The 22,818-nt window shown below is 70.8% G+C and carries 22 protein-coding genes; 11 read left to right on the forward strand and 11 right to left on the reverse strand.

The features are described 5' to 3' along the window. The 3 genes from JWP64_RS05530 to JWP64_RS05540 form a co-directional block, all read right to left on the reverse strand. Positions 1-220 (reverse strand): catalase (locus tag JWP64_RS05530; RefSeq protein WP_297493074.1); only part of this gene is annotated, 220 nt, incomplete at its 3' end. Between the two features lie 260 nt (positions 221-480). Continuing rightward, the gene (locus JWP64_RS05535) at positions 481-1,164 is read right to left on the reverse strand and encodes an aquaporin (protein ID WP_297493077.1); all 684 of its coding nucleotides are present in this window, start codon (positions 1,162-1,164) and stop codon (positions 481-483) included. A 612-nt stretch (positions 1,165-1,776) separates the two neighbouring features. After that, positions 1,777-2,316 (reverse strand): hypothetical protein, encoded by a 540-nt coding sequence (locus tag JWP64_RS05540; RefSeq protein WP_297493080.1) that lies wholly within the window; start codon positions 2,314-2,316, stop codon positions 1,777-1,779. A gap of 178 nt (positions 2,317-2,494) precedes the next feature. Here JWP64_RS05540 and JWP64_RS05545 point away from each other — a divergent pair, with 178 nt between their 5' ends. Continuing rightward, positions 2,495-3,052 carry a response regulator transcription factor gene (locus JWP64_RS05545; protein ID WP_297493083.1) on the forward strand — a complete coding sequence of 186 codons (558 nt, stop codon included), beginning with the start codon at positions 2,495-2,497 and terminating at the stop codon, positions 3,050-3,052. Here JWP64_RS05545 and JWP64_RS05550 read toward each other — a convergent pair. Continuing rightward, entirely contained in the window at positions 3,030-3,674 is a 645-nt protein-coding gene (locus JWP64_RS05550) for a response regulator transcription factor (RefSeq protein ID WP_297493127.1), read from the reverse strand. The genes JWP64_RS05545 and JWP64_RS05550 overlap by 23 nt on opposite strands. Before the next feature lie 158 nt (positions 3,675-3,832). After that, positions 3,833-5,827 carry a GAF domain-containing protein gene (locus JWP64_RS05555; protein WP_297493085.1) on the reverse strand — a complete coding sequence of 665 codons (1,995 nt, stop codon included), beginning with the start codon at positions 5,825-5,827 and terminating at the stop codon, positions 3,833-3,835. A 294-nt stretch (positions 5,828-6,121) separates the two neighbouring features. Here JWP64_RS05555 and JWP64_RS05560 point away from each other — a divergent pair, with 294 nt between their 5' ends. The 7 genes from JWP64_RS05560 (at position 6,122) to JWP64_RS05590 (ending at position 14,781) form a co-directional block, all read left to right on the forward strand. Continuing rightward, positions 6,122-7,669 (forward strand): MFS transporter, encoded by a 1,548-nt coding sequence (locus JWP64_RS05560; protein WP_297493088.1) that lies wholly within the window; start codon positions 6,122-6,124, stop codon positions 7,667-7,669. A gap of 544 nt (positions 7,670-8,213) precedes the next feature. Beyond that, positions 8,214-9,185 carry a PrsW family intramembrane metalloprotease gene (locus JWP64_RS05565; protein ID WP_297493090.1) on the forward strand — a complete coding sequence of 324 codons (972 nt, stop codon included), beginning with the start codon at positions 8,214-8,216 and terminating at the stop codon, positions 9,183-9,185. Positions 9,186-9,304: 119 nt separating this feature from the next. Continuing rightward, positions 9,305-11,116, forward strand: a complete 1,812-nt coding sequence (gene ftsH / locus JWP64_RS05570) for an ATP-dependent zinc metalloprotease FtsH (protein ID WP_297493095.1) — start codon at positions 9,305-9,307, stop codon at positions 11,114-11,116. A gap of 193 nt (positions 11,117-11,309) precedes the next feature. Continuing rightward, positions 11,310-11,687, forward strand: coding sequence for a hypothetical protein (locus tag JWP64_RS05575; protein ID WP_297493098.1), 378 nt, complete (start codon positions 11,310-11,312; stop codon positions 11,685-11,687). A 122-nt stretch (positions 11,688-11,809) separates the two neighbouring features. Next, the gene (locus JWP64_RS05580) at positions 11,810-13,261 is read left to right on the forward strand and encodes a glucose-6-phosphate dehydrogenase (NADP(+)) (protein ID WP_297493101.1); all 1,452 of its coding nucleotides are present in this window, start codon (positions 11,810-11,812) and stop codon (positions 13,259-13,261) included. A 304-nt stretch (positions 13,262-13,565) separates the two neighbouring features. Further along, positions 13,566-14,540 (forward strand): aldo/keto reductase, encoded by a 975-nt coding sequence (locus JWP64_RS05585; protein ID WP_297493104.1) that lies wholly within the window; start codon positions 13,566-13,568, stop codon positions 14,538-14,540. Between the two features lie 103 nt (positions 14,541-14,643). Beyond that, on the forward strand, positions 14,644-14,781 hold the full coding sequence (locus JWP64_RS05590) for a hypothetical protein (protein ID WP_297493106.1): 138 nt from the start codon (positions 14,644-14,646) through the stop codon (positions 14,779-14,781). Between the two features lie 451 nt (positions 14,782-15,232). On the opposite strand, the gene JWP64_RS05595 is transcribed toward JWP64_RS05590, so the two are convergent. From JWP64_RS05595 to JWP64_RS05620, 6 genes are all read right to left on the reverse strand, one after another. After that, complete coding sequence (locus JWP64_RS05595; RefSeq protein ID WP_297493108.1) at positions 15,233-15,469, reverse strand: hypothetical protein; 237 nt, start codon at positions 15,467-15,469, stop codon at positions 15,233-15,235. Next, positions 15,466-16,239 carry a hypothetical protein gene (locus tag JWP64_RS05600; protein ID WP_297493111.1) on the reverse strand — a complete coding sequence of 258 codons (774 nt, stop codon included), beginning with the start codon at positions 16,237-16,239 and terminating at the stop codon, positions 15,466-15,468. Before JWP64_RS05600 ends, JWP64_RS05595 begins: the two co-directional genes overlap by 4 nt. Next, positions 16,232-16,747: a potassium channel family protein gene (locus JWP64_RS05605; protein ID WP_297493113.1), complete on the reverse strand. Its 516-nt coding sequence runs from the start codon at positions 16,745-16,747 to the stop codon at positions 16,232-16,234. Before JWP64_RS05605 ends, JWP64_RS05600 begins: the two co-directional genes overlap by 8 nt. A gap of 295 nt (positions 16,748-17,042) precedes the next feature. Then, a complete protein-coding gene (locus tag JWP64_RS05610; protein ID WP_297493116.1) occupies positions 17,043-17,201 on the reverse strand; it encodes a hypothetical protein in 159 nt (52 codons plus the stop codon). Next, positions 17,198-17,755, reverse strand: coding sequence for a trypsin-like peptidase domain-containing protein (locus tag JWP64_RS05615; RefSeq protein ID WP_297493119.1), 558 nt, complete (start codon positions 17,753-17,755; stop codon positions 17,198-17,200). The genes JWP64_RS05610 and JWP64_RS05615 overlap by 4 nt, the downstream gene beginning before the upstream one ends. Before the next feature lie 158 nt (positions 17,756-17,913). Continuing rightward, positions 17,914-19,311, reverse strand: coding sequence for a CHASE3 domain-containing protein (locus JWP64_RS05620; protein ID WP_297493121.1), 1,398 nt, complete (start codon positions 19,309-19,311; stop codon positions 17,914-17,916). Positions 19,312-20,294: 983 nt separating this feature from the next. Between JWP64_RS05620 and JWP64_RS05625 the strand changes: the two genes are divergently transcribed. The 3 genes from JWP64_RS05625 to JWP64_RS05635 form a co-directional block, all read left to right on the forward strand. Then, positions 20,295-21,773 carry an MFS transporter gene (locus JWP64_RS05625; RefSeq protein WP_297493123.1) on the forward strand — a complete coding sequence of 493 codons (1,479 nt, stop codon included), beginning with the start codon at positions 20,295-20,297 and terminating at the stop codon, positions 21,771-21,773. A gap of 323 nt (positions 21,774-22,096) precedes the next feature. Beyond that, a complete protein-coding gene (locus JWP64_RS05630) occupies positions 22,097-22,489 on the forward strand; it encodes a response regulator (protein WP_297493125.1) in 393 nt (130 codons plus the stop codon). Between the two features lie 44 nt (positions 22,490-22,533). After that, positions 22,534-22,818 (forward strand): DUF4118 domain-containing protein (locus JWP64_RS05635; RefSeq protein ID WP_297493129.1); only part of this gene is annotated, 285 nt, incomplete at its 3' end.

The raw sequence follows: 22,818 nt of genomic DNA on the forward strand, positions 1-22,818 counted from the left end.
TGACGTCGCCCGTCACCTCGAAATGACCGAACGCGCCGCCGCCCTTGGCGTGCGGCTGGCGCTCCGGGACGCGCTCCCGGTTGAAGTTGGCCATCTGCTCGATCAGGTAGAAGTCGTTGAGCACGACGGGGCCGTCGGGCCCGACAGTCAGCGAATGGTCGTCGCTGGCGACCGGGATACCGGCGTCGGTCGTGGTCGGAGTGGGCTTCGATTGCGTCACTGCTGTGTCTCCTCGAATTGCTGGAACCGAGGTTCCGGTTGAGCGCGACGTGAACGGACGGGACCTGATCACCTCGCGCATTTCTGGCGGCCTCGACGCGGTCGAGGCCGAGATCGGGGCGGTGCTGCCGGTTGGTGAGAGCCGGCGGGATGTGTCATCCGGGGCGTGTGGCCGGGACGGGGGCTCGGGTGCCTGCCGGACGGGTGTGGCTGGTGGGGTGTGGGTGGCCGGGGCGTCGGATCAGTGGCCCGCGGCCCGGATCACTTGTCGGTGGGGTTGAGGGCGCGGAAGGCGAGGCCGGCAACGGCGCCGGCGACGAGCTCGGCCACCAGGTAGAGCCCGAACGTGGACCAGGTGAACAGGCCCATGGCGGTGCCGCCGAGGGCGACCGCCGGGTTGAACGCGCCCCCGGAGATCCCGCCGACGGCGATGGCGCCTGTCAGGACGGTGAACCCGATCGCCAGCCCGTAGAAGGAGTTGTCCGGGTGGTCCTTGCTGGTGGCCACGTTGAGCACGACGTAGGCCAGGGCGAAGGTGAACAGCAGCTCCACCACGATGGCGGCCGTCAGGGCGTGACCGGACAGGGAGAGGGTCTTGGCCGCCGCCGGGGTGACGGTCGCGCGGACGATGGCCGCGGCGAGCAGGCCGGCCACGAACTGCGCGATCCAGTACCCGACGGCTTCGCCGGGCCCGATCCGGCCCCGCACCAGCACCGCCATGGTCACGGCGGGGTTGTAGTGGCCGCCGGAGACGTGCCCACCCGCGTAGATCATGACCATCAGGGCCGCGCCGATGGCCAGCGGGGCGAGTGCGCTGCCGCTGTACACGCTGGCGCCGACCGTGAAGACGAGGAAGAACGTCCCGATCAGCTCGACCGCGAGCTTCCGACTTGTTTCTCGGGCGGCGACGACGTTCGTGCTTTCGGGAGGTGTGTAGGTATCCATGACTGTGAGAATTGCTTTCCTGCACGCACATGTCGTTGCCGCCAACGCCCGTCTACATCCCCGGTCGGCTGGAACTCGTGCGTACCTGCCAGCTGCAAATGCGCCGGTCCGGCGACCGGAGCTGCTCGGTGGGCGACACGTCATCGCGACGCCCGCGATGACGGACACCACGCCTTGCACCGGAAGGGCTACGCCGCTCACGACCCGGAGGGACAGCGGGCAGCCGACGACGCGCAAACGCCCGATCCGCTCGGGCGGATCGGGCTGGGGTCGCGGCCGTGACCGCTCATGGGATGCTCCATACCGGGGGAGCCGGCAGCGGACACGGCGCGACTGATGGAGGCCCTCGGCGGGTCGGACGAGGTCGGTAGCCGCTGTGGCGCCGTCGGCAGCCGAAGGCGGTGGGCGGTCGTCCTCACACGGTGGGACTCCGCTCGGCGGATCGAAGTCAAGCTGCGGGATGCGTTGTGTCCCGAGCTGCGTAGCAGCCGGCACCACTGCGGCGGCAGGGACCACGACCACCACCGCCGAGCACGTCGGCGGGCCGTTCGCGGCGAGCGTGGTGCCTCGATCACACCGTCCCGGTCCGGACCGGAGCGCGGACACCTGGAATCAGCCGGCCGCGCCGCCGAGCGCCGCGCTGATCGCCGCGATGATCGCTCCCCCGAGAGTGATGGAGAGGAACGACCGGAGGAAGCCGGTGTTGAAGAAGCGCCAGCGAATCCATGCCAGGGCCAAGAGCTCGAAGGTGACCACGATGATCGCGACGATCAGCGCCGCCCGGAACTGCGGAATCAGGAATGGCAGCGTGTGCAGGATTCCACCCAGGAAGGTCCCGGCTCCGATGATCGAGCCACGCAGGTACGGACTGCCCCGCCCGGTCACATCCCCCGTGTCCGAGAGCCCCTCGGAGAAGGCCATGCTGACGCCGGCGCCGATCGCGGTCGCCAGACCCGCGAAGAAGGCGTATCGGGGCTGGTGGGTGGCGAGTGCGACCGCGAAGATCGGCGCGAGCGTCGACAGAGAGCCGTCCATCAGGCCGGCCATCGCCGGCTGCACGCGTTGGAGCAGGAATGACTGCTCGTCGCGTGCGTGCCCGTGGTCGGGAGCATCGGCTGACCCGGAGCCTCGATCCGAATCCAGATTCGTCATTCGGCCTCGTTCTTCGAAGTAGCGGGGGGATGACTCGTCCGAGAGCGTCGCCGTGATCCCCCTGGCGCGCATCACCGCCAGCGCCCGAGACGACCTGGTGCCGACCGGGCCCTCGGACTCCCGCTGGCAGGTATTCACACAGCGGGATGCGAGGCGTTGAACCGCCCGGAGACCCGCGGTGGCCCGACGCCCGGTGAGCAATCCGAGAATCCACTCCGAAACGAAGCCGACCGCGCTGTCCAGCGGCCGGTCGAACGCGGCCGCGGGCCCTGCTCGCGTTCTGGGTAGCGGGAACGCGCACGGCCGCGCACCCTGCCAAGCTGAGGCCATGGTGTTGCGCTGCCTCATCGTCGACGACAGTCCGCGTTTCCTGGACGCGGCCCGAAGCCTCCTGGAGCGCCAGGGGATCACGGTGGTCGGTGTGGCATCAACCAGCGCCGAGGCGCTCGAGCAGGCCGCAGAGCTGCGACCGGACGTCACGTTGGTGGACGTCGAGCTCGGTGACGAGAGCGGCCTGGAGCTCGTCGGACAACTCGGTCGGAGGGGTGACGTGGCTCCGTCGAGCCTGATCCTGATCTCCGCCCACGCTGAACAGGACTACGCCGGTCTGACCGCGACGAGCACGGCGGCCGGGTTCCTGTCCAAGTCGGATCTCTCCGCAGGCGCCATCCGCGACCTGCTCGGACCGGGCGCGGATGATTCTCTCGATCCGGTCAGCGGGCCTCGAGGAAAGTGAGCACCGCGAGCACACGGCGGTGGTCGTCGTCGGTCTCGGGGAGGCTCAGCTTCGACAGAATGCTGCGGACATGCTTCTCGACGGTTCCCTCGGTGATCCACAGCCGGCGTGCGAGGCCTGCGTTGGACCGTCCCTCTGCCATCAGCGCCAGCACATCGCGCTCCCGCGCGCTGAGCGCGGCAAGCGGGTCGTCGCGCCGGCGGGCGGTCACCAACTCCTGCACCAGCGCGGGATCCACGACCGAACCCCCCTTCGCGATCCGTTCGAGTGTGTCGATGAACTCCGCCACGTCGCTGACCCGGCTCTTGAGCAGATAGCCGATCCCTCGGCCGCCCGCCAGCAGCTCCATCGCGTGCTCGACGTCGGTATGGGCCGACAGGACCAGGATGCCGGTCCCGGGGAGTTCCCGGCGGATCTCCCGAGCTGCCTCCAGCCCCTCGGTGGTCTGGGTCGGCGGCATCCGGATGTCGACCACCACGAGCTCGGGCGCCTCTTTGCGGGCGAGGGCGAGGAGCTCCAAGCCGTTGCCGACCTGTCCCAGAACGTCGAAGCCCGAGCGCTGGAGCAGGCTGGCCAGGCCCTCGCGGAGGAGGACGTCGTCCTCGGCCAGAATCACGCGCAATGCGGCCATGGCCGGCACGCTACCGCTGCTGCGGGGCGAAATGGGCTCGGTTCAATCGTCATGGCCGGCATCATCTGTGAGCGCCTTGCTGCGAGCACGCTCCGAACAGCGGGTTGTCGGACGGGCACGTGCGCCGACGTGTCGGGTCAGGGCGGACGTCAGCGCAGCAGCGGGAGCGTGGCGGCGATCCGGGTGCCGACGCCCGGTGGGCTCTCGATCTCCAGCCGTCCTCCCAGCGCCGCGACGCGGTCGTTGAGCCCGAGCAGACCGGTTCCGTCGGCGCGGGCGCCGCCGACTCCGTCGTCGCGCACGTGCACGCGCAGCACGCTGTCGTCGACCCGTGCCGTGACGTTCGCGCTCTGCGCGCCGGCGTGCTTGGCGACGTTCGTCAACGCTTCGGCAACGATGAAATAGGCGCTGGCCTCGATCTCGGGAGGGAACCGGTCGTGGGGCACGTCCACGTCGACGGGCACGCGCAGGCGCGATACCAGTGTCCTCACCCCGGCCGCCAGGCCGCCTTGGGCCAGGACGGCGGGAAGGATGCCGTGCGCCAGTTCGCGGAGCTCGGCGTTGGCCCGCTCCGCCTGATCGATCGCCTCGCCGACGAGCGCCTCGGCCGCCTTGTCGCCCTCCTCGAGCGAATGCTCGACGACCTTGAGCGTGATGATCACCTGGACGAGGCTCTGCTGCACGCCGTCGTGCAGGTCCCGCACGACGCGGCGGCGAGCGTCGTCGCCGGCCGTGAGCAGGCGGGCCCGCGAGGCGAGGAGATCGGCCCGTGCCTCGGCGTTCGAGACCGCTGTGGCGACGAGCTCGGTGAAGTCCGCGATGCGCGACTCCGTGTTCGGGGGGAACGGCGCCTCGCGCCTCGTGGACGCCGCGATCGAGCCCCACGTCCGCCGGCCGACGACGATCGGACAGCCGATCGAGGCCCGGATGCCCAGCGCCTGAGCCTCGCGTGCGATCGGCCCCGACGCGCCCACGAAGGTGTCCACACGGGCCGGCCGGCCGGTTGCGAGCACCCGGGCGGCGATGCTTTCCCCCTGGAGCGCGAAGCGTCTGCCGACAGCCAGCTGGGCCTCATCGACCCGGCTCCAGGCGGCGATGGCGGTGACCGTGCGATCGGGCTCGAAGCGCTCCATGCGAGCGAGGTCGGCGTCGCACTGAAGCCCGACCTCCCGGGTGACGGCCTCGAAGACCTCGGCGGTCGGCACCGCCTTCGCCACCAGCGTCGCCACCCGCCGCAGAGCGGCCTGCTCATCCGCGAGCCGGGCCATTCCCGTCCGCGCATCGCTGTTCGAGATCGCCGTGGCGACGAGCTCGGCGAACTCGGTCAACCGAACTTCCATGTCGCTCGGGAGCGGGCCGCTCCCTGACCACGCGACCATCACGCCCCATCGACGGCCTTCGACGACGACCGGAGCGCCTACCACCGACTTCAGATCTTCGCCACGAGCGAACGCCGCTCTCACCGCGATGTCCTCGTAGTCGTCGATGCGGGCGGCGCACCCCGTGCGGAGCACTTCGGCAGACACGCTCGGCCCCTCGAGCTCGGCGCGATCGTAGGCGGGCGGGTCGTATCCGGGCTTGCTCCATTCGGCCACGTGCACGAGCTGCGTCTCGTCCTCGTAGCGGGCGATGCGGATGCCGTGCACGTCGAGCAGGATGCCGGCCTCCGCTGCCACCGCGGCGAACAGCTCGGGCGCGGGTGCGCCCCGGGCGACGAGGGTCGCCACCCGGCGAAGTGCCGCCTGCGCGTCAGCGATCTCTCCGCGTGCACGCTCCGCGGCCTCGGCGCGGCGCGTTGCGTGCGCCGCCAGCTCGCCCAAGAGGACCGCTACGCCCAGGTAGACGACGAGGTCGACCAGGTTGTCGAAATCCGGGAACGCCAGAGGGTGCGTCGGGGGGAGGTAGAACCAGTCGTAGGCGAGCAAGCCCGCCATCCCCATCGGGACCGCGTACGCGATGCTCGCGAACCGGGCGATCGCGATCACGGCGAGGATGTAGACGACGCCCAGGAACGCGACGACGACCCCTGGGCCGACGTCCTTGAGAGCCACGGCTGCCAGGGCGAAGGTTCCGGCGCCGGTGGCGAACGCCAGGACGATCTCCGCGCCGAGCGGGAGCCGATAGCCACGCTCCCAAGCGGCCACGGCGCCAGGCTACTCCCGCAGCGGAATGCCGGCGGCCCTACCGGTTGGTCGGTATCCCGGTTTTCCGGTTGGCCTGGACGACGCGCGGCGCTGCCGTTGTCAGGCTGGTGACGACCCGGCCGAAAGCCCTTCGGACGTCCTTCGGCCAGTGCAGCCTCATGATCCCTATCCCGTGGAGGTGAATGCGGTGAGTTCGGATCCCCGTGCCTACTCGCTTCGTGGCTCTGCTCGCGTTCTCGAGCCTGCTCGGCGGGTCTCGGACCAGCCCGTGGTGCGGTCCGATCGACGTCGCCGATGAGTCCCGACGGCACCCGGTCGATCGCCTCCGCCGCGCGTCGGCATCCGGTCGCTCCGAGGCTGGTGGCGTTCTGGCTGTTGGCGGCGGCGTTCACGGTGACGATGCTGGGAACCACGCTACCCACGCCGCTGTATGTGCTCTACCAGCAGAAGCTGGGCTTCGCACCACTGATGATCACCGTCGTCTTCGCGGTCTACGCCGCGGGGGTGCTGGCGGCGCTGCTGCTGTTCGGCCGCAGCTCGGACCAGCTCGGGCGACGGCGGGTGCTGCTCGCCGGACTGGTGTGCGCGGCGCTGTCGGCGGTGGTGTTCCTGCTCGCGCAGGGGCTGCCGCTGCTGTTCGTCGGCCGGGTGCTCTCGGGCCTGGCAGCGGGGACGTTCACCGGCACGGCGACGGCCACGCTGGTCGACCTCGCCGGCGAGGGCCGAGGCCAGCGCGCCACCCTGGTGGCCGCTGCCTCCAACATGGCCGGGCTCGGCCTGGGGCCGCTGGTGGCCGGGTTGCTGGCCCAGTTCGCGCCCCTGCCGCTGCACCTGCCCTTCCTGGTGGATCTGGGACTGATACTGCTGGCGGTCCTCGCGGTGTGGGCGATGCCGGAGACGGTGGAGGTTCCCGCGCATCCCCGCCTGCGGATCAGCCGCCCCGACCTTCCACCGCAGGTCCGGCCCCTGTTCGTCCGCGCGGCGACCGCGGGGTTCGCGGGGTTCGTCGTGCTGGGCGTGTTCACCGCGGTGGTTCCGTCCTTCCTGCTCGGCGTCCTCCACGAGAGCAGCCATGCCCTCTCGGGGTCGGTGGTGTTCACGTTGTTCGCCGCCTCGGCCCTCGGGCAGATCGCCCTCGCCCGGCGGCTCGGACGCTGGGCACTGGCGGCCGGCTGTGGGGCGTTGATCATCGGGATGGGGCTGCTGGCCGCAGGTCTGGCCGCGACGTCGCTGCCGCTCGTGGTCGCCTCGGCGGTCATCGCCGGGGTCGGGCAGGGGCTCACCCTCCGCGCGGGTCTCGAGGCCGTGAACAGCCGGGCCCCCGCCGAGCGTCGAGCCGGCGTCGCGTCCAGCTTCTTCATGGTCCTCTACACCGGCATCTCGCTGCCCGTGATCGGCGAAGGCATCGCCGCCAGTCTCGTGGGGCTGCGACCCGCCGGGATCGCCTTCAGCATCGCGGTCGCCGTGGTGGCCGCGATCGCGCTCGCCATGCTGGTTCCCGGCCGTACCCGGGGCGGCGGGCCCCGATCCGCCGGTGAGGACGTGGACGCCGACCCGCACCACGGCATCGGCGACGCATGGCTCGGTCTCGCGGCCACGCTCCAGCGGCAGCTCCGCGATCTCGACCCGGGCGCCCGCGTCGAGACCACGCTCTGCCCGAGCGGCCTGCTGCAGCTGGAGGTGCGGACGGCCCCCGGCCCGCGCGCTTCAGCCCGAGCCCTCGCCCGCCACTACGAGGAGAGGGCCCGCAGCACCTGCGAACGCTACGGCGGCAACGTCAGCGTCTCCAGGGCCGGTCCCGTGGTCACGATCCTCTGCGGCCGCTGCTCGGCCGAAGCGTGAGCCGAGCCCGGCCCCGATACGTGTTGAGGCCCGAGAACTGGTTTCACGATGAGTTCGGCATGTCCGCTCTGGACGCCCGCGGTATCGGGCCTTCCCCGGGGAGAGCTCCCCAAGGTCGGGTGTGGGTTTGTACCGGCACGAGGTGTAGATCTTCGTACCGCCAGCCCGGCGGTGGGGCCTACGGCCCGCTCACCTGCACCCCACGTGAGCGCGACGTCGCCCACCGACAGAACCGGGAAGACCCGAGCCACGCCGTGACGTGAGCCATGTCAGCAGTACGACCTCGGCGGGCTCTCTCAGCGAGCCCGCCGAGTCGCGATGCGGGCCCGAGGCCCAACCGGACCTCGGTGGCGGGTTCGCCCTCTCTCGCTCGCACCCGACAGCTCGACGCATCTGCTCCCGCGGCAGGCAGCCCGGGGTTCCTGCCAGCCGGTAGCGAAGATGGCCGTCGACCGTGACGACATGCGCCGGCCCTTGGACCAGCCTTGCTCATGAGAGATCGCCCCGTCGTAGGAAGCGGCGTCGGGCTGCTGAGGAGGGCGATATGACGCAAGCGGCAGAAGACCCGAGCCCCAAGGCCCCCACCATCACCGGCATCACCCCCCGATGGCGGACGGGGCCGAGCTGGGCCCGGATCTTCGTCACCGGCCTGGCGCTGTGGGTGGCGTCGGTGTTGGCCACCTTCGCGACCGGCAACCCCAACCTGATCCCCACCCTCATCCTGCTCGGCAGCTTCCTGATCCCGGTCACCTTCGTCGTCTATGCCTTCGAACGTGCCGATCAGGTCGTCACAGCCCAGCGCATCTTCACAGCGTTCGTCTATGGCGGCGTCCTGGGCGTGCTGGGCGCCTCCTTCCTCGAATCCGCGTTGCTCCGGCAACCGTCCGGGCTGGGCTACGTCGGCGTGGGGCTGATCGAGGAGGGCGTCAAGTTGGCTGCGCTCTGGTTGCTCGCCCGGCGCCTGCCCCGCTACAGCATGCGTGACGGGATGGTGCTGGGCGCCGCCGTCGGTTTCGGGTTCGCCGCGTTCGAGAGCGCCGGCTACGCCTTCAACGCACTGTTCACCTCTTCGGGCCCCTCGCTGCTGAACCTGGTCGAGACCGAGGTGCTGCGCGGCATCCTGACGCCGGTCGGGCACGGGCTGTGGACGGCGATCCTGGGCGGGGCGCTGTTCGCGGTCGCCGCACGCCGCGGTCGGCTGCGGCTGACCGGCGCGGTCCTGGGTTGGTACGCGGTGGTGGTGCTGCTGCACGCCCTGTGGGACGCCTCGAGCGGGATCGCGGTGTGGCTGACGCTGCTGCTCACCGGCACGCCCAGGCAGTGGCTGCTGATCCGGCTGGACGACGTCCCGCAGGTGACCGGGGGCCAGGTGCATCTGTTCACGGCCCTGAGCTGGGCGCTTCTGGTGCTGGACGGGATCGTCGGCCTGCTGGTCCTCCGCAGCCGCTGGCACCGGGCCACCGCCATCTCGCCGGTGAACGCAGTGGTCGTCAACAGCAGGGAGGAAAACCGTTGATCAGCAGGGCAGCAGGCTGGTGGAGCACCGTGCACCAAACCCGGGAAGCCAGGTCCGGCCCACCGCCCGACCGGTCACCGAGTCCGGCACCGGCGCCCCCGCCCAGGTGGCGGAGCTGGTTGCTGATCATCGGCGTGGTGCTCACCGTGGCACTGTTCCTGCTTCCGAGCCCGACCGCCGGCAACGTCGAACAGCTCGGCTACTCGCAGGTCAAGAGTGACATCGCCGCCGGACAGGTCACCTCGGTCGCGATCGGCCCGGACGGGAGCATCTCGGGCACGCTCACCAACGGCACCGGCTTCACCTCCAGCTACCCGCTGGGCCTTCAGGATCCCCAGTTCGCCCAGCTGCTGGACCAGCACAACGTCCAGGTCACCACCCAGCCGGCGAAGACCTCGATCTCGTCGGTGCTGCTGAACCTGCTGCCCCTGGCAATTGTCGTGGGGCTGTTCTTGTGGGTGGGCCGTGCGTCCCGGCGGCAGCTCTCGGGTCTCGGGGGGATCGGCCGTTCCCGCGGCAAGGTGTTCGACACCGAGCGGCCCAGTACGACGTTCGCGGATGTGGCCGGCTACGAGGGCGCCAAGCTGGAGGTCACCGAGGTGGTCGACTTCCTCAAGCAGCCGGACCGCTACCGGCAGGCGGGTGCGGTCGGCCCCAAGGGGGTGCTGATGGTCGGGCCGCCGGGGACCGGCAAGACGCTGCTTGCCCGGGCGGTCGCCGGGGAGGCGGGTGTGCCGTTCATCTCGGTGACCGGCTCCAGCTTCGTGGAGATGTTCGTCGGAGTCGGCGCCGCGCGGGTCCGCGACCTGTTCGCCGACGCCCGGCGGCGGGCGCCGTCGATCGTGTTCATCGACGAGATCGACGCGATCGGGCAGCGCCGCGGCGGGCAGCTGCTCTCCAACGACGAGCGCGACCAGACCCTCAACCAGATGCTGGCCGAGATGGACGGGTTCGACCCGGCCACCGGGGTGGTGGTGATCGCCGCCACCAACCGGCCCGAGGTGCTGGACCCGGCGCTGCTGCGCCCGGGCCGCTTCGACCGGCAGGTGGTGATCCCGCTGCCCGCCCAGCGGGAACGCAGGGCGATCCTTGCGGTCCACAGCGGGGGTAAGCCATTGGGCCCGGATGTGGACCTCGGCGTGGTGGCCCGCGGTACGCCGGGGTTCTCCGGCGCCGACCTGGCCAACCTGGTCAACGAGGCCGCGATCTTCGCGGTGCGCGCCGGGCGCCAGGTGATCGAGGCGGTGGACTTCGCCGAGGCGAGAGACCGCCTCCTGCTGGGGCACCGCGACAGCTCCAACGCGCTGCTGCCGGACGAGAAACGCGCCGTGGCCGTGCACGAAGGAGGCCACGCGCTGGTAGCGGCACTGTCGGAGCACGGGGACCCGGTCGCCAAGGTGACCATCCTGCCCGCCGGTCAGGCCCTCGGGGTGACCCAGCAGCTTCCGATCGACGAGCGCCATCTGCTGTCCGCCGGCTACCTCAAGGACTCGCTGGCCATCCGCATGGGCGGGCGGGTCGCCGAGCTGATCGTCCTCGGTGAGACCTCCACCGGCGCCGCAAACGATCTGGCCGGCGCGACCGACCTGGCCACCCGCATGGTGCGCGAGTTCGGGATGAGCGCGACACTCGGCCCCGTCGGGTTCGGCTCGAGCAGCCCGACGTACCTGGGTGGTGAGGAGATCAAGAGCCGTCCGTATGCCGAGGCGACCCAGCGGGTGATCGACGAGGAGGTGGCCATACTGCTGCGCGACGCCGAGCAGCGCGCCGCCGCCACGCTCACCGACCACCGCCACGAGCTGGACCAACTCACCGCGCTGCTGTTGGAACGCGAGACCATCAGCGGGGCCGAGGTGGACGAGATCCTCGGCCGGATCCCCGGCCGGCGCTCGCCGGTCGCCGCGACCGACCACCCGGCGACGAGGAGCTGAGCAAGGCCGAGGCCCGGCCCCGCGCGATACCTGCCAGCCTGAGTCCGAGGACTCCAGCCACCACCTGGGCATGACAGCCGCTGGCGGTGATGCGCACGTCGGGCATCACAGGCGATGCTCATTACGTGAAGCAGGACCGATCACGCTCCTCGTCCGTGGGGGGCCGTCGGCCGATGATGGTCGGGAGGGCGGCATGAACCAGCGGGAACCTCGGGGTCAGGTGCGGAGCCTGACAGGCCATGCCTTGGCGCAATGGTTGGCCGCGGAGGACCGGGCGGAGGATGCCGGCCGACTCGATCCCGACGACCGGCTCACCTGCCACGTCCACGGCCGGTGGATCCACCACTGCGTCTCCTCACCGGTGCACGTCAACCAGGTCACGCGGCATCGCTGGTGTCGCGACTGCGCAGCGGAGCTGACCGTCGCCGTGGACGAACTCGCGCGAACGGTGGCCATGCGCTGTCCGCGCTGCAGCCAGGGCGGTAGTGCCGCGACCACCCGACTGTTGGCAGCCTGCCGTGCCAGCCTCAGCCACGCCGGCAGCAAGACGCTGCCCCGCCTCGTGGCCTGACGCGGTCACGGCGTGGAGCAGGAAGAACTTCTGATCATGGCGGCAGCCGCGCTCTCACCCAGCCTGCGTCAGCGTGCCGCGTTGATCAGGCCCGTCGCCATGTTCCTCAGGGAGGCTGTGCAGTGTCCGAGCTCGACCGAGTGTCCGACCCCACCGTCTTCGTGCTCTACGGCGCTACCGGAGATCTCGCCCGCCGGATGGTGCTGCCGGCCTTGTTCCGCCTGGCGCAGGCGGGGCTGCTGCCTCACGACTGGCGGCTGATCGGCAACGGCCGTGGCGACGTGAGCCACGAGGACTTCCGGGCCCGCGTGCACGACGCGTTGACCGAGTTCGGCCCGCAGCCCCAGGAGGGCCCGTGGGAGGAGTTCTGCTCCCGGCTGCGCTTCGCCGGCGGCGGCTTCTCGACGGACGACCCGGGGAGCCTTCTCGAAGTCTTCAGCGACGCGGAATGCGAGCTGGGCGGACGCCCCCAGCGGGTGCACTACTTCGCCGTGCCGCCCCCGGCGTTCGAGACCCTCACCCGGGGACTCGGGCGGCACGGGCTCGCCGCGCGGTCCCGGGTGGTCTTCGAGAAGCCGTTCGGCACATCCATGGGCTCCTTCCGTGCACTCGACCGGGCGGTCCATCAGGTTCTCGACGAGTCCCAGGTGTTCCGGATCGACCACTTCCTGGGCAAGGAGGCGGCCCAGGACCTCTACGCCGTGCGGTTCTGCAACGGTCTGTTCAGCGGGGTATGGGACCGCTCCCGCGTGGCTGCGGTGCAGGTCGACGTGCCCGAGGTGCTGGACGTGGCGGACCGTGCCGCCTTCTACGACAGCACCGGGGCGGTCCTCGACATGCTCGTCACCCACTTGTTCCAGGTGGCCGCCGAGGTTGCCATGGAACCGCCGGCCAGCTTCGGCGCCGACGACCTGGCGGCAGCCCGAGAGGCGGTGATCGGTGCGTTTCGCCCACTGGAGCCCGACGACGTGGTGCTCGGCCAGTTCGAGGGCTACCGCGACATCGACGGTGTCCCCGACGACTCCCGCACCGAGACGTTCGTCGCGGCCCGGTTGTGGGTCGACACCGAGCGCTGGCACGGGGTCCCGTTCCTGCTGCGTACCGGTAAGCAGCTGGCGGCGTCGCGCCAGCAGGTGAGCCTGGTGTTCCGTCAGCCCGACACTGCTGTGCACGAGCTGCCGGCACTGGGCAACGTCCTGACGTTCGACCTCGCCGGTGAGGGCGAACTGGACCTCTCGCTCGTCGTCAAGGTGCCCGGACCTGCCCTGACCCTCAGCACGGCGCACACCGCGCTGCCGCTGAGGACGGTGCTCGGAGGGCATCCGCTGCCGCCCTATGCCCGGCTGATCCACGACGTACTGCTCGGTGACCGCTCGTTGTTCACCCGTCCGGACGGCTTGGAACACGTCTGGCAGGTGGCCGGCCCGCTGCTCGCCGACAGGCCGGAGCCGGTGATCTATCCGAAGGGTTCGTGGGGGCCGGCCGAGGCGGATCGGCTCGCCGACCCCATCGGCTGGCTGCTCGGCTCCTCCTCAGCCTCCGCCCGGCCGGACCGGCACGGCCGATCCGTCTGAGCCTCCGCCCGGCCGGACCGGACCCGCGTCCTGTTCGGGGACTGGATCAAGCGCCGTCTTCGGCAGCTGATCAAGGCTTTTGCAGCTAGCGGGCACGCCCGAGGCCCGGCTCGCCGCCAGCACAGACGGGCGCTGTCACCGACGACATCGGGCCGTCGTGAGGCAACTCTTGTGGTCATGGATGTCGTCAGCCCACCGGCGGCCCCGAAGCCGCATCGTTCGACGGACAGGTCGGGGCTCGTCGTCGAGCTGATCGGCACGCCTTCGACACCACTCTGGAATCTTCGGGCAGGAATTGAGAAGCATGAAGACCATCACTTTGGGCCGAAGCGGGCTGCAGGTTTCGCGCATCGCGTTCGGTACGTGGCAGTTGGGCGGAGAGTGGGGCCGGTTCGACGAGGCCGTGGCCCTCAGCGCGATCCGCCGGGCCCGCGAGCTGGGCGTCAACTTCTTCGACACCGCGCAGGGCTACGGGTTCGGCGTGTCAGAGCGGCTGCTCGGCAAGGCGCTCCGTGGCGAGCTCACCCGTGATCGGGATCAGCTCGTGATCGCCACCAAGGGCGGGTTGCGGATGACCGACACCGGCCTCGTCCGCGACGCCAGCCCCCGATGGCTCCGCGAAGGCGTGGACGCCAGCCTGAGGGCATTGGGCGTCGAGCAGATCGACCTCTACCAGGTGCACTGGCCCGACCCGACGGTCCCGGCCGCCGTGACGGCGGACGCCCTTCGAGGGCTCGTCGCCGAGGGCAAGATCGGCCATGTGGGGGTGTCCAACTACGACGTCGCTCAGATGGCCGAGTTCACCGCGACCCTGCCGGTCGAGACGCTCCAGCCGCCCTACCACCTCTTCCGCCCCGAGATCGAGAACGACGTGTTGCCCTACACCCGGGAGCACGACATCGGCGTCCTGGTCTACGGGCCGTTGGCCCACGGCCTGCTCACCGGCACGATGACCGAGGCCACCACGTTCTCCCGCGACGACTGGCGCGCCACCAGTCCGGTGTTCACCGGCAAGGGCTACCTGCGCAACCTGGCCGTCGTGCGCGAGCTGGAGAAGTTCGCCGCCAACCGTGGCATGACCGTGAGCCAGCTGGCCGTCGCGTGGACGTTGGCGAACCGGGCCGTGCACGTCGCCATCGTCGGTGCCCGGCGTTCCCAGCATGTCGAGGAGAGCCTGGCCGCCGCGGACCTCTCCTTGACCGCCGCCGACCTCGCCGGGATCGACGCCATCATGGCCGCCGCCGTCCAGGTCGCCGGACCGTCGCCGGAGAGTGTGTGATGACCGCGTAGGCGCACGCCGTCGCCAGACGAGAAGTCGCTGTGCTGGGCACGGGCACCATGGGGCCCCGATCGTCCGGAACCTGCTGCACTCCGGGATGGAGGTGCGGGCTTGGAACCGCACCCCGGCCAAGGCCGCAGCACTGGCCGTCGACGGAGCACTCGTGGCGCCCTCGCCGACGGCCCCGCCGACGCCGCGCACGGTCAAGGGCTGGAGCTTCCACTCACCGATGCCCTCCTGAGCCGTTGGCATCAGGCCGTCGCGTCGGGCCATGGCCAGGACGACGTCGCCTCGGCCATCACCGTCTCGGCTGTCACCGGCGATCATGCGGTGCGCCTGTGACCGGAGGTTCCAGCGACCAACCCCGAATCGCCCGGGCCCACCGTCGGTCGACCGGTTGGAAGAACGCCGCGGCGCCGCGCTCTCCAGCGCACTGGCCGCGGACGCGACGGACCGTTTCCGGCCATCGATAGAGGGTCCGGGTTCAGCCGTCATCGGCGGAGCCCGGATAGGTGCGACATCGTCGGGTTCGCGGAGATGCCGCTCCCGACAGGCCGATCGCGCAGCGCGACCGGGTCGTCACCGTGGCCGGGTCCTCGACCTGGGCGATGGGCCCCGGTGGCGAAGCTGTGCTGCACCATCGCTGGTTCGATCCGGGCACCGCCGACGGCCCCGACGGCCTGTTCAGACGCTCAACGCGAGCCCGGCCCGCCGAGGCCGGAGGGCCGCCGGCGCCGGTGCGCTCTCCGCAGGCTCAGCGGCAGGAGCAGAGCCACCGCGGCGGGCAGGATCCACCAGGCTGGTAGAGAGGTACTGCTGACGACCTCGGTGAGAGCCAGTGCCGCGATCACGGCGACGGCGATGCGCCAGTCGTCGCCGACGATGAAGTCGTACCAGAACTTCAGGAAGGCAGTGATCTTCGCGGTCACGAGTGGGCCTCACCGGTGATGGAGGAGCCGGCTGTTGCCGGGGGCCTGCCGGCCCGGCGCAGGATGGCGACCAGGCCGAGGGCGAACAGCGCGATGGACGGGATCAGGACGAGCAGTGCCGCATCCGCGCCCGGCCACTGAGCGCCTGCGCCTTCGGCGCCCCAGAACATGCCGAACGCCGTCAGCATGACGCCGACGACGAACTTCATGCTGTTCTCCGGCACGCGGGCCAGTGGGGCTCGAATCGCGATTCCCGCGACCGTGACGACGAGCACCGCGGCCCCGGCGGCCAGTGCGGCCAGCGGGATGTCGTGTTGGTTGGCGCCGAAGGTCAGTGCGATGAAGGCGACCTCGAGCCCCTCGAGAAGCACGCCCTTGAAGGACAAGGTGAAGGAGTACCAATCGGCGACCACGCCGCGTCCCCTGCTCGGGGTCGCGCGGGCGTCGTCGAGAGCGGTCTGGAAGATCGCAGCCTCGTCGTGCAGTGCTTTGAGCCCGCCGGCCCGGAGGATGGCCTTACGGAGCCATTGCAGCCCGAAGATGAGCAGTAGCCCGCCGACGACCAGACGCAGTCCGGTGAGCGGCACCGCCGTCAGCGCGGGACCGAGTGCGGCCACGGCCACCGCCAGCACGCCGACACCGGCCACGACGCCGATCAGCGCGGACCGCCAGTCCCGGCCGGTACCCGCAGCCAGCACGATCGTCAGCGCTTCGACCGCCTCCACGATGCAGGCGAGGAAGACTGCGATGAACAATGCACCGCTACTCATGAAACCTCCGTGGTGAATGGGCTCCGTGCGTGTCTTCCGCCGGTGCATCGACTCTGCTTCGTCCGCCGAGGTGAGCCAGGCGATCAGGCGAGGACGGGGCGGGGTCGACGGGCGATGCGGTCCACGCGCTCACGATCCGGCGAACCGAGGCGAGCACGACACCCACGAAACCGACGTTGAAGGCCATCTGCACGATCACGACACCCCGAGCCAGCTGACTCACCGCATGCACGTCGCCGAAGCCTGTGGTGGAGGCGACGCTGAGCGAGAAGTAGAGGGCGTCGGTCTTGGTGCTCAAGCCGACGATCACAGCTTGCCGGCCGACCGCCAACGAGTCGTAGACCTTGGCGAAGAAGAGCACGGAGACGTACAGCGCGAGCACCAGGCCGGCGATGGATCCGTTGCCGCCCAGCCGGGAATGTCTGATCTGGCGTACCTGGTGGAGGATGAACCCTCCGACGAGAACGAGTCCGCCCGCGAAGGCCGCCGCGAAGGCCCAGTTGCCCAAGGCGCCGCCCCATCGACCGGGGGCCAGGTAATAGACGAGTGTGCTTGCCCCCACAGCCCCGACTGCTTCGGCCAGTCGTCGCAGTTCCGTGCGAAGGGGCAGCTGAGGCGGGTGCGCCCGGGGGCCCCCTGCTGAACGGTCGTCCTCGCCCATCGTCGCCCGTACCATCCCGTCTGCTCTCCGGGTCTCGCCGCTTACAGGGGCCACGGTGAGACCGCTCCGACCGGCGGCGCGGCGCGATCACCGACGGCCCGGACACCCGTCGCAGTGTGCAGGCGTCGGGCGGCCGGCGCGATCATCCCGGGAACTGGCCGAGGGCGACCTGCCCTGTGCCGGTGGTCCCGTCCGGACGGGTGACCGCCACGCTGACGGTCTGGCTCGGCTTCAGCCCCGCCAGGACATCAGCGAGCGTGGTGGGGTCCGTCGTGGCGGTCCCGTTGATCGCGGTGATCACATCTCCGGTCCGATCCCTGCCTGAGCAGCTGGACCGCCCGGCTGCACTTGGCCGACCAGCACGCCGCCGCTGCTGATTGTTCCCCCCTGAACGCCCAGGGAGGCACGATTGGAGAGGGTGACCGTCCCCTGGTTGATGAGCTGGGTGGCGATGTTGCGGACGATGTTGCTGGGGATCGCGAAGCCGATGCCCGGCGCCGCACCGCCGCCGAGCTGGGGGTCGGTGGCCGCCAGCGGTGGGATGCCGATGATCTGGCCCTGGAGGTTGACCAGCGCACCGCCGGAGTTGCCAGGGTTGATCGCTGCGCTGGTCTGGACGACGTTGGGCAGAGCGACGCCGTTGTCCTCGTTGACGGTGCGGCCGAGCGCGCTGACGATCCCCTCCGTCACGCTGCTCTGCAATCCCAACGGGTTGCCGATGGCCAGGGCGAACGAGGCTGGTGTCAGTCCGGTGGCGGTGATGTGCAGGACGGCGACGTCGTCGGCGGCGAAGCTGCCGACCGGCGTAGCGGCCAGATCCGGTCGCGGACGCCCGCTCATACTCTCCTTGGTCATCTTCTGCCTCTCCGAAACCACGCAGGGACAGCGCTCGTCTGCTGCCTCTTCGCGGCGTGGCGAGCCACTCCTGTCCCAGGTTGGCGCCCCGACGGCGGCGTGTCCTCGTGGCCAGCGGGCATCTGCCGTGACTGCTGGCCGGGATGCCGGGCTCCCTGCTAGCGGTCCCCGACGGGCAGGTCGACGAGCAGCACGGTGCCCCGCCCGTGCGGGCTGGAGACCGTGATCGTCCCGCCCAGGGCCTGGGCACGGTCGGTGAGTCCGACGAGCCCCGAGCCGCCCCCGAGCGTGGCGCCGCCGATGCCGTCATCCTGGATCGAGACGCGTAGACGACCCTCCTCCGCCCGCGCGTCGACGTGGGCAACCGAGGCGCGGGCGTGTTTGGTGGCGTTGGTGAGCGCCTCGGAGACGACGTAGTACGCCGCGACCTCGATCTGTTCGGGGAGCCGAGCCGGGACGTCGACGTCGAGCACTACCGGGACGACCGAGCGGCGGGCGAGTGCCTTGAGTGCCGGGGCGAGGCCACCCTCGGACAGGATCGCCGGGTGGATGCCGTGAGCGAGCTCCCGCAGGTCCTCGGTCGCTTCCACCAAGCCATTGGCGACATGACCCAGCCGCGTCCGGAGTTCCGGCAGTGCGGGCGGCACCGCCGTCTCGGCGGCACGCAGGCCCAGCACGAGTGACACCAGCCGCTGCTGGGTGCCGTCGTGGAGGTCACGCTCGATGCGCCGCCTCGTCTGGTCGGCGGCGGCAACGATCCGTGCCCGCGACGCGGCGAGCTCCTCGCGGCCGTTCTGCAACGAGCGCGCCATCGTGTTGAAGCTGCGCTCCAGAACCCCGATCTCACCGACGCCGTGCTCGGGTAGCCGCATGCCCAGGTCACCGTCGGCGAGCTGGCCGGCCATCGCCGCCGCCCTGCGGACGGGCCGGACGATCGCCCTTGTCAGGTAGGTCGCGAACACGGCGATGAGCATGATCGATCCCACGAGGCCACCGCCCGCGGCGATGTAGCCGTGGCGGGCGGCCGCGTCGGATTGCTGCGCCCGCGCCTGCGCGAGGTCCTGCTCGGCCGCCACGAAGCCGTCGAACTCGGCGCGAATGGCGTCGATGCGCCGCCGGTCCTCCGCCATCGCCGGCGCAGCCCTCGCGGGGGCCGGATCTCGCCGAGCCGCCTCGATGAGCGGAGCCGAGTAGTCCTGGATGTACGAGGTTCCGGTCTGCGTGATCTCCCGTGCCCGACGCTCCTGCTGGGGATCGCCGGCAACGAGACGTTCCAGTGCGCCGGCCTGATCGGGAAAAGCGCTCTGGGCGGCCTGCGATGGTCCCAGGACGTCGTCCTGTCCGGTGATCAGAAATCCGCGCAGGCCGGAGTCGATGTCGATCACGAGCCGCTCCAGCCGGTTGGCGGCGACGAGGACGGCTTCGGACTGGCGGGCGCCCTGCTCCGCCTGTTGCAGGTTTGTGATGGAGAACAGCAGGACCGCGAAGGCCGCTCCGACCACGAGCGCGAGCATTCCGCTCGCGACGACCATGCGGCGGGTCAGTCCGCTCGTCACCCGAGCCTCCGGTGCGGCCTGCGCGGCCTACTCACAGGACGCGACGTTAGCCGAGAACGCACACCATGACGACGGAGCCAGGGCGCCAGCGGGCTCACCGACACCGGTGATCAGCCTCCCGTCGCTTTCAGTACCGCCCACAAGGCCACGGTCGCACCGGGAAGGGTGGCGGGCGCGGTGATCAGTCCGAGCCGGATGTAGCGGCGTTGGTCGCCGGTCCGGTAGTGATCGTCATCCCACGCTGTGCTGAGCACCCCACCGGGCCAGCCGTATGCCACTGACCGGCCCGGGCCCGGAGAGGCGAACGGCTGCGGCTCGAACCGACCGGGAGCAGCCGCTGCCGCCGATCACGCGGGCGCCGAACCCGACTCGGGTGATCTCGAGGCCGGTCTCGCCCAGTGAGGAGGTCGCGAGTCGTCTGTTCTCCATGTGACTCCTTGCTCGGTCAGGTTGCACGGTCGGCGTGTCTCCGGTCTCCGTGTGGCCGGCCCGGTGAGGGCGTCGACGCCTCGGACCGCCGGATGTCGGCCTGGTCTCGCCGGAACCGGGGGGAGCCACGCCCAGGGTGGCGACGCACGTGCCCGGTCGCGCCCCTGCGAGCCGGTAACCTGTCATTGCAGCCCCCTGCAATCAACACTTCGCGCTGGCCGGGAGAGAGGGGTCCTCGAGGGGGACGGGCTTGCGATAGCCCGTCCTGGTCGGCAGAGTTGCCCTGCGCTCCGAGCCCGCGTCGGAGCCGGCGGCTCGCGGCCAGGGCCCATCCGCCGATACCGGTCAGCCGGAGTACTAGACCTCCCGCCACCGGCACGGCAGAAGAGCCGCTAGCCGTGATGCCGGCTCGAGCACCTCACCCGGACGCTGGTGTGATGGCCCAGGAGCACGGCAGGGAACCCCGACCGCCGGCGAGCCCGCCGGAGCCGAGGCCGGATCAACGGCAGCCGTCGGATGCTCACGGCGGACCCTCGACGGGCGCAGGCCGGGCCATGTCGACGTTCCCATCGGCGGAGACAGCCGATCCGAAGCGCTGGCGCGCGCTCGCCGTCACCCAGGTGGCCGCCTTCATGAGCCTGCTCGACGTGAGCATCGTCAACGTGGCGCTGCCCTCGATCGAGCGCGGGCTGGGCGCATCGGCGTCGACGGTGCAGTGGGTGGTGTCCGGCTACGCGCTGACCCTGGGGCTGGTGCTGGTGGCGGCAGGGCGCCTCGGCGACGCCGTGGGGCGGCGCCGCATGTTCCTGATCGCTCTGGGCACGTTCGTGGTGACGAGTGCCTTGACCGGTGCGGCGCCGAACATGGAGCTGTTGATCGTCGCGCGGCTGCTGCAGGGCGTCGCCGGCGGCATGCTCATCCCGCAGAACTCCGGGCTGATCCAGGACCTGTTCCGCGGCGACGAGCGCGGTAGGGCGTTCGGGATCCTCGGTGCGACCGTCGGGCTGGCCACCGCGGCGGGCCCGGTGATCGGCGGGTTGATCCTGTCCGCGTTCCCCGGCCCCGACGGCTGGCGGTGGGTGTTCTACGTCAACGTGCCGATCGGCCTGGTCGCGCTGCTGCTCGCCGCTCGGCTCGTACCGTCCACAACCCGTGGCGGCCGCCGCGGTGTCCATCTGGACCTGGTCGGGGCGCTGCTGCTCGGTGGTGGCGTACTCAGCCTCCTCCTACCCCTGGTGAGCGCCGAGACCGGCGGGCTGGGTCGACAGTGGCCGCTGTTCGGCGTGGCCGGGCTGCTGTTCGTCGCGTTCGCCTGGTGGGAGGTCCGCACGATCGGCAAGGGACGGCAGCCGCTGCTGGAGCCGCGGCTGTTGCACACCCCGGGTTACCCGGCGGGATCGGGTATCGGACTGGTCTACTTCATCGGATTCACGGGCATCTGGCTGGTGCTGGCGCTGTTCTTCCAGGACGGGCTGGGTTACTCGCCTCTGCGTTCCGGCCTGGCGGTGACCCCGTTCGCGATCGGGGTGGCGATCTCGGCCGCGATCGCCGGTCGACTCGTGTCCCGGGTCGGGCGCTGGTTGACCGTGTTCGGGCTGATCGCAGCGATCGTCGGGCTGGCCGTCGCCGCGCTGGTGCTGCGGCACGTCGGTGGGGACGAGGCCGCGTGGGCGGTTGCGGGGCCGTTGCTCCTGGCCGGGCTCGGCGGCGGCATGGTCACCTCACCCAACATGACGCTGACCCTGCAGGACGTGCCCGTGTCGATGGCCGGCGCGGCCGGCGGCGCGCTGCAGACCGCCCAGCGGATCGGCGCGGCGATCGGCACCGCCGTCCTCGCCACCGTCTTCTACCGGGGTCTCACCGGTACCGGCAGCGACTACGCGTCAGCGGGATCCGACGCGCTGCTGTGCGCTTGCGGTTGCATGATGCTGGCGCTGCTGATGGCCGTCACGGAGCTGGCGCTGCGGCGATCCCGACACATGGACCAGGCCACTCCGCCCCGGCACCCGGGCGCGCACGTCCACCACCTCTGATCGGCGCGCGACCGGGAGTCCGTCGACCAGACGTGGCGCCGGAGGCCCACAGGCAATGGCAGGACCCGGGTTCACAGCGTCGGCACGGTCGACGCTGTTGATTCGCACGGGCACGGTGCCCGAGGAGCGGTCGAACGATTCTGTATCGGGGGCGGGGTCGCCGGCTCCGCTCCCTTCCTCTCGACTCGCGCTGAAGGGCCTTTGCTGAAGGTGCCCGGACGCCACGCGCGGCGGCGACCATGTTTTCGTTTCGCGGGCAGTGCCGGCCGAGATGGCGGTTAGCTGCAATGCCCGCGCCACCGCCCCGCTCCTAGCCTGAGATCGTGGCTGCCCTGCGCTGCTTGATCGTCGATGACAACTCGGGTTTCCTCCAGGCTGCCCGCGCGCTGCTCGAGCGGGAGGGCCTCCAGATCGTCGGTGTCGCCTCGACGGGTGCGGAGGCGCTCCGATGCGCGGCCGAGCTGCATCCCGACGTGACGCTCGTCGACGTCGATCTCGGGGGAGAGAGCGGCTTCGAGCTGGCGCGGCGGCTCGTCGACGAGCACAGCCTCGACCCCGGGCATCTGATCTTGATCTCCGCCCACGCCGAGGACGATCTCGCCGACTTGATCGAGGCGAGTCCGGCCATCGGTTTCTTGGGGAAACCGGCTGTGTCCGCCGAGGCGATCGAGAGGCTGCTCAGCCGGGCCGGCGGAGGTCTCGACCGACTGCGGTGAGACGGTCGGCTACCCCGTTGAGGCCTGCCGCACCGGCGGCGACGGTGCTGAAGGGCCGCCTGCCTGTTCTGGGCGCGAGGCTCTCCCCGCGGCGTCGGCTGGCCGGGGCGCTGGCCGGGCTGGTTGTTCTTCCCCTGCTGACAGTGTGTTTGACCCTGCTTCGCGACGTCCTGAATCTGCCCAGCCAGATGCTGCTCTACCTCATCGCCGTGGTGGTCGTGGCGCGGGTCGGTGGGCTGGCCCCGGCGCTGGCCGCCGCGGTCGCGGCCGCCGTGCTGCTGGACCATTACTTCGTCCCGCCGCTCTACGACTTCGACGTCGCCGACCCC

The sequence above is a fragment of the Pseudonocardia sp. genome (assembly GCF_025465255.1).
GTDB lineage: Bacteria > Actinomycetota > Actinomycetes > Mycobacteriales > Pseudonocardiaceae > Pseudonocardia.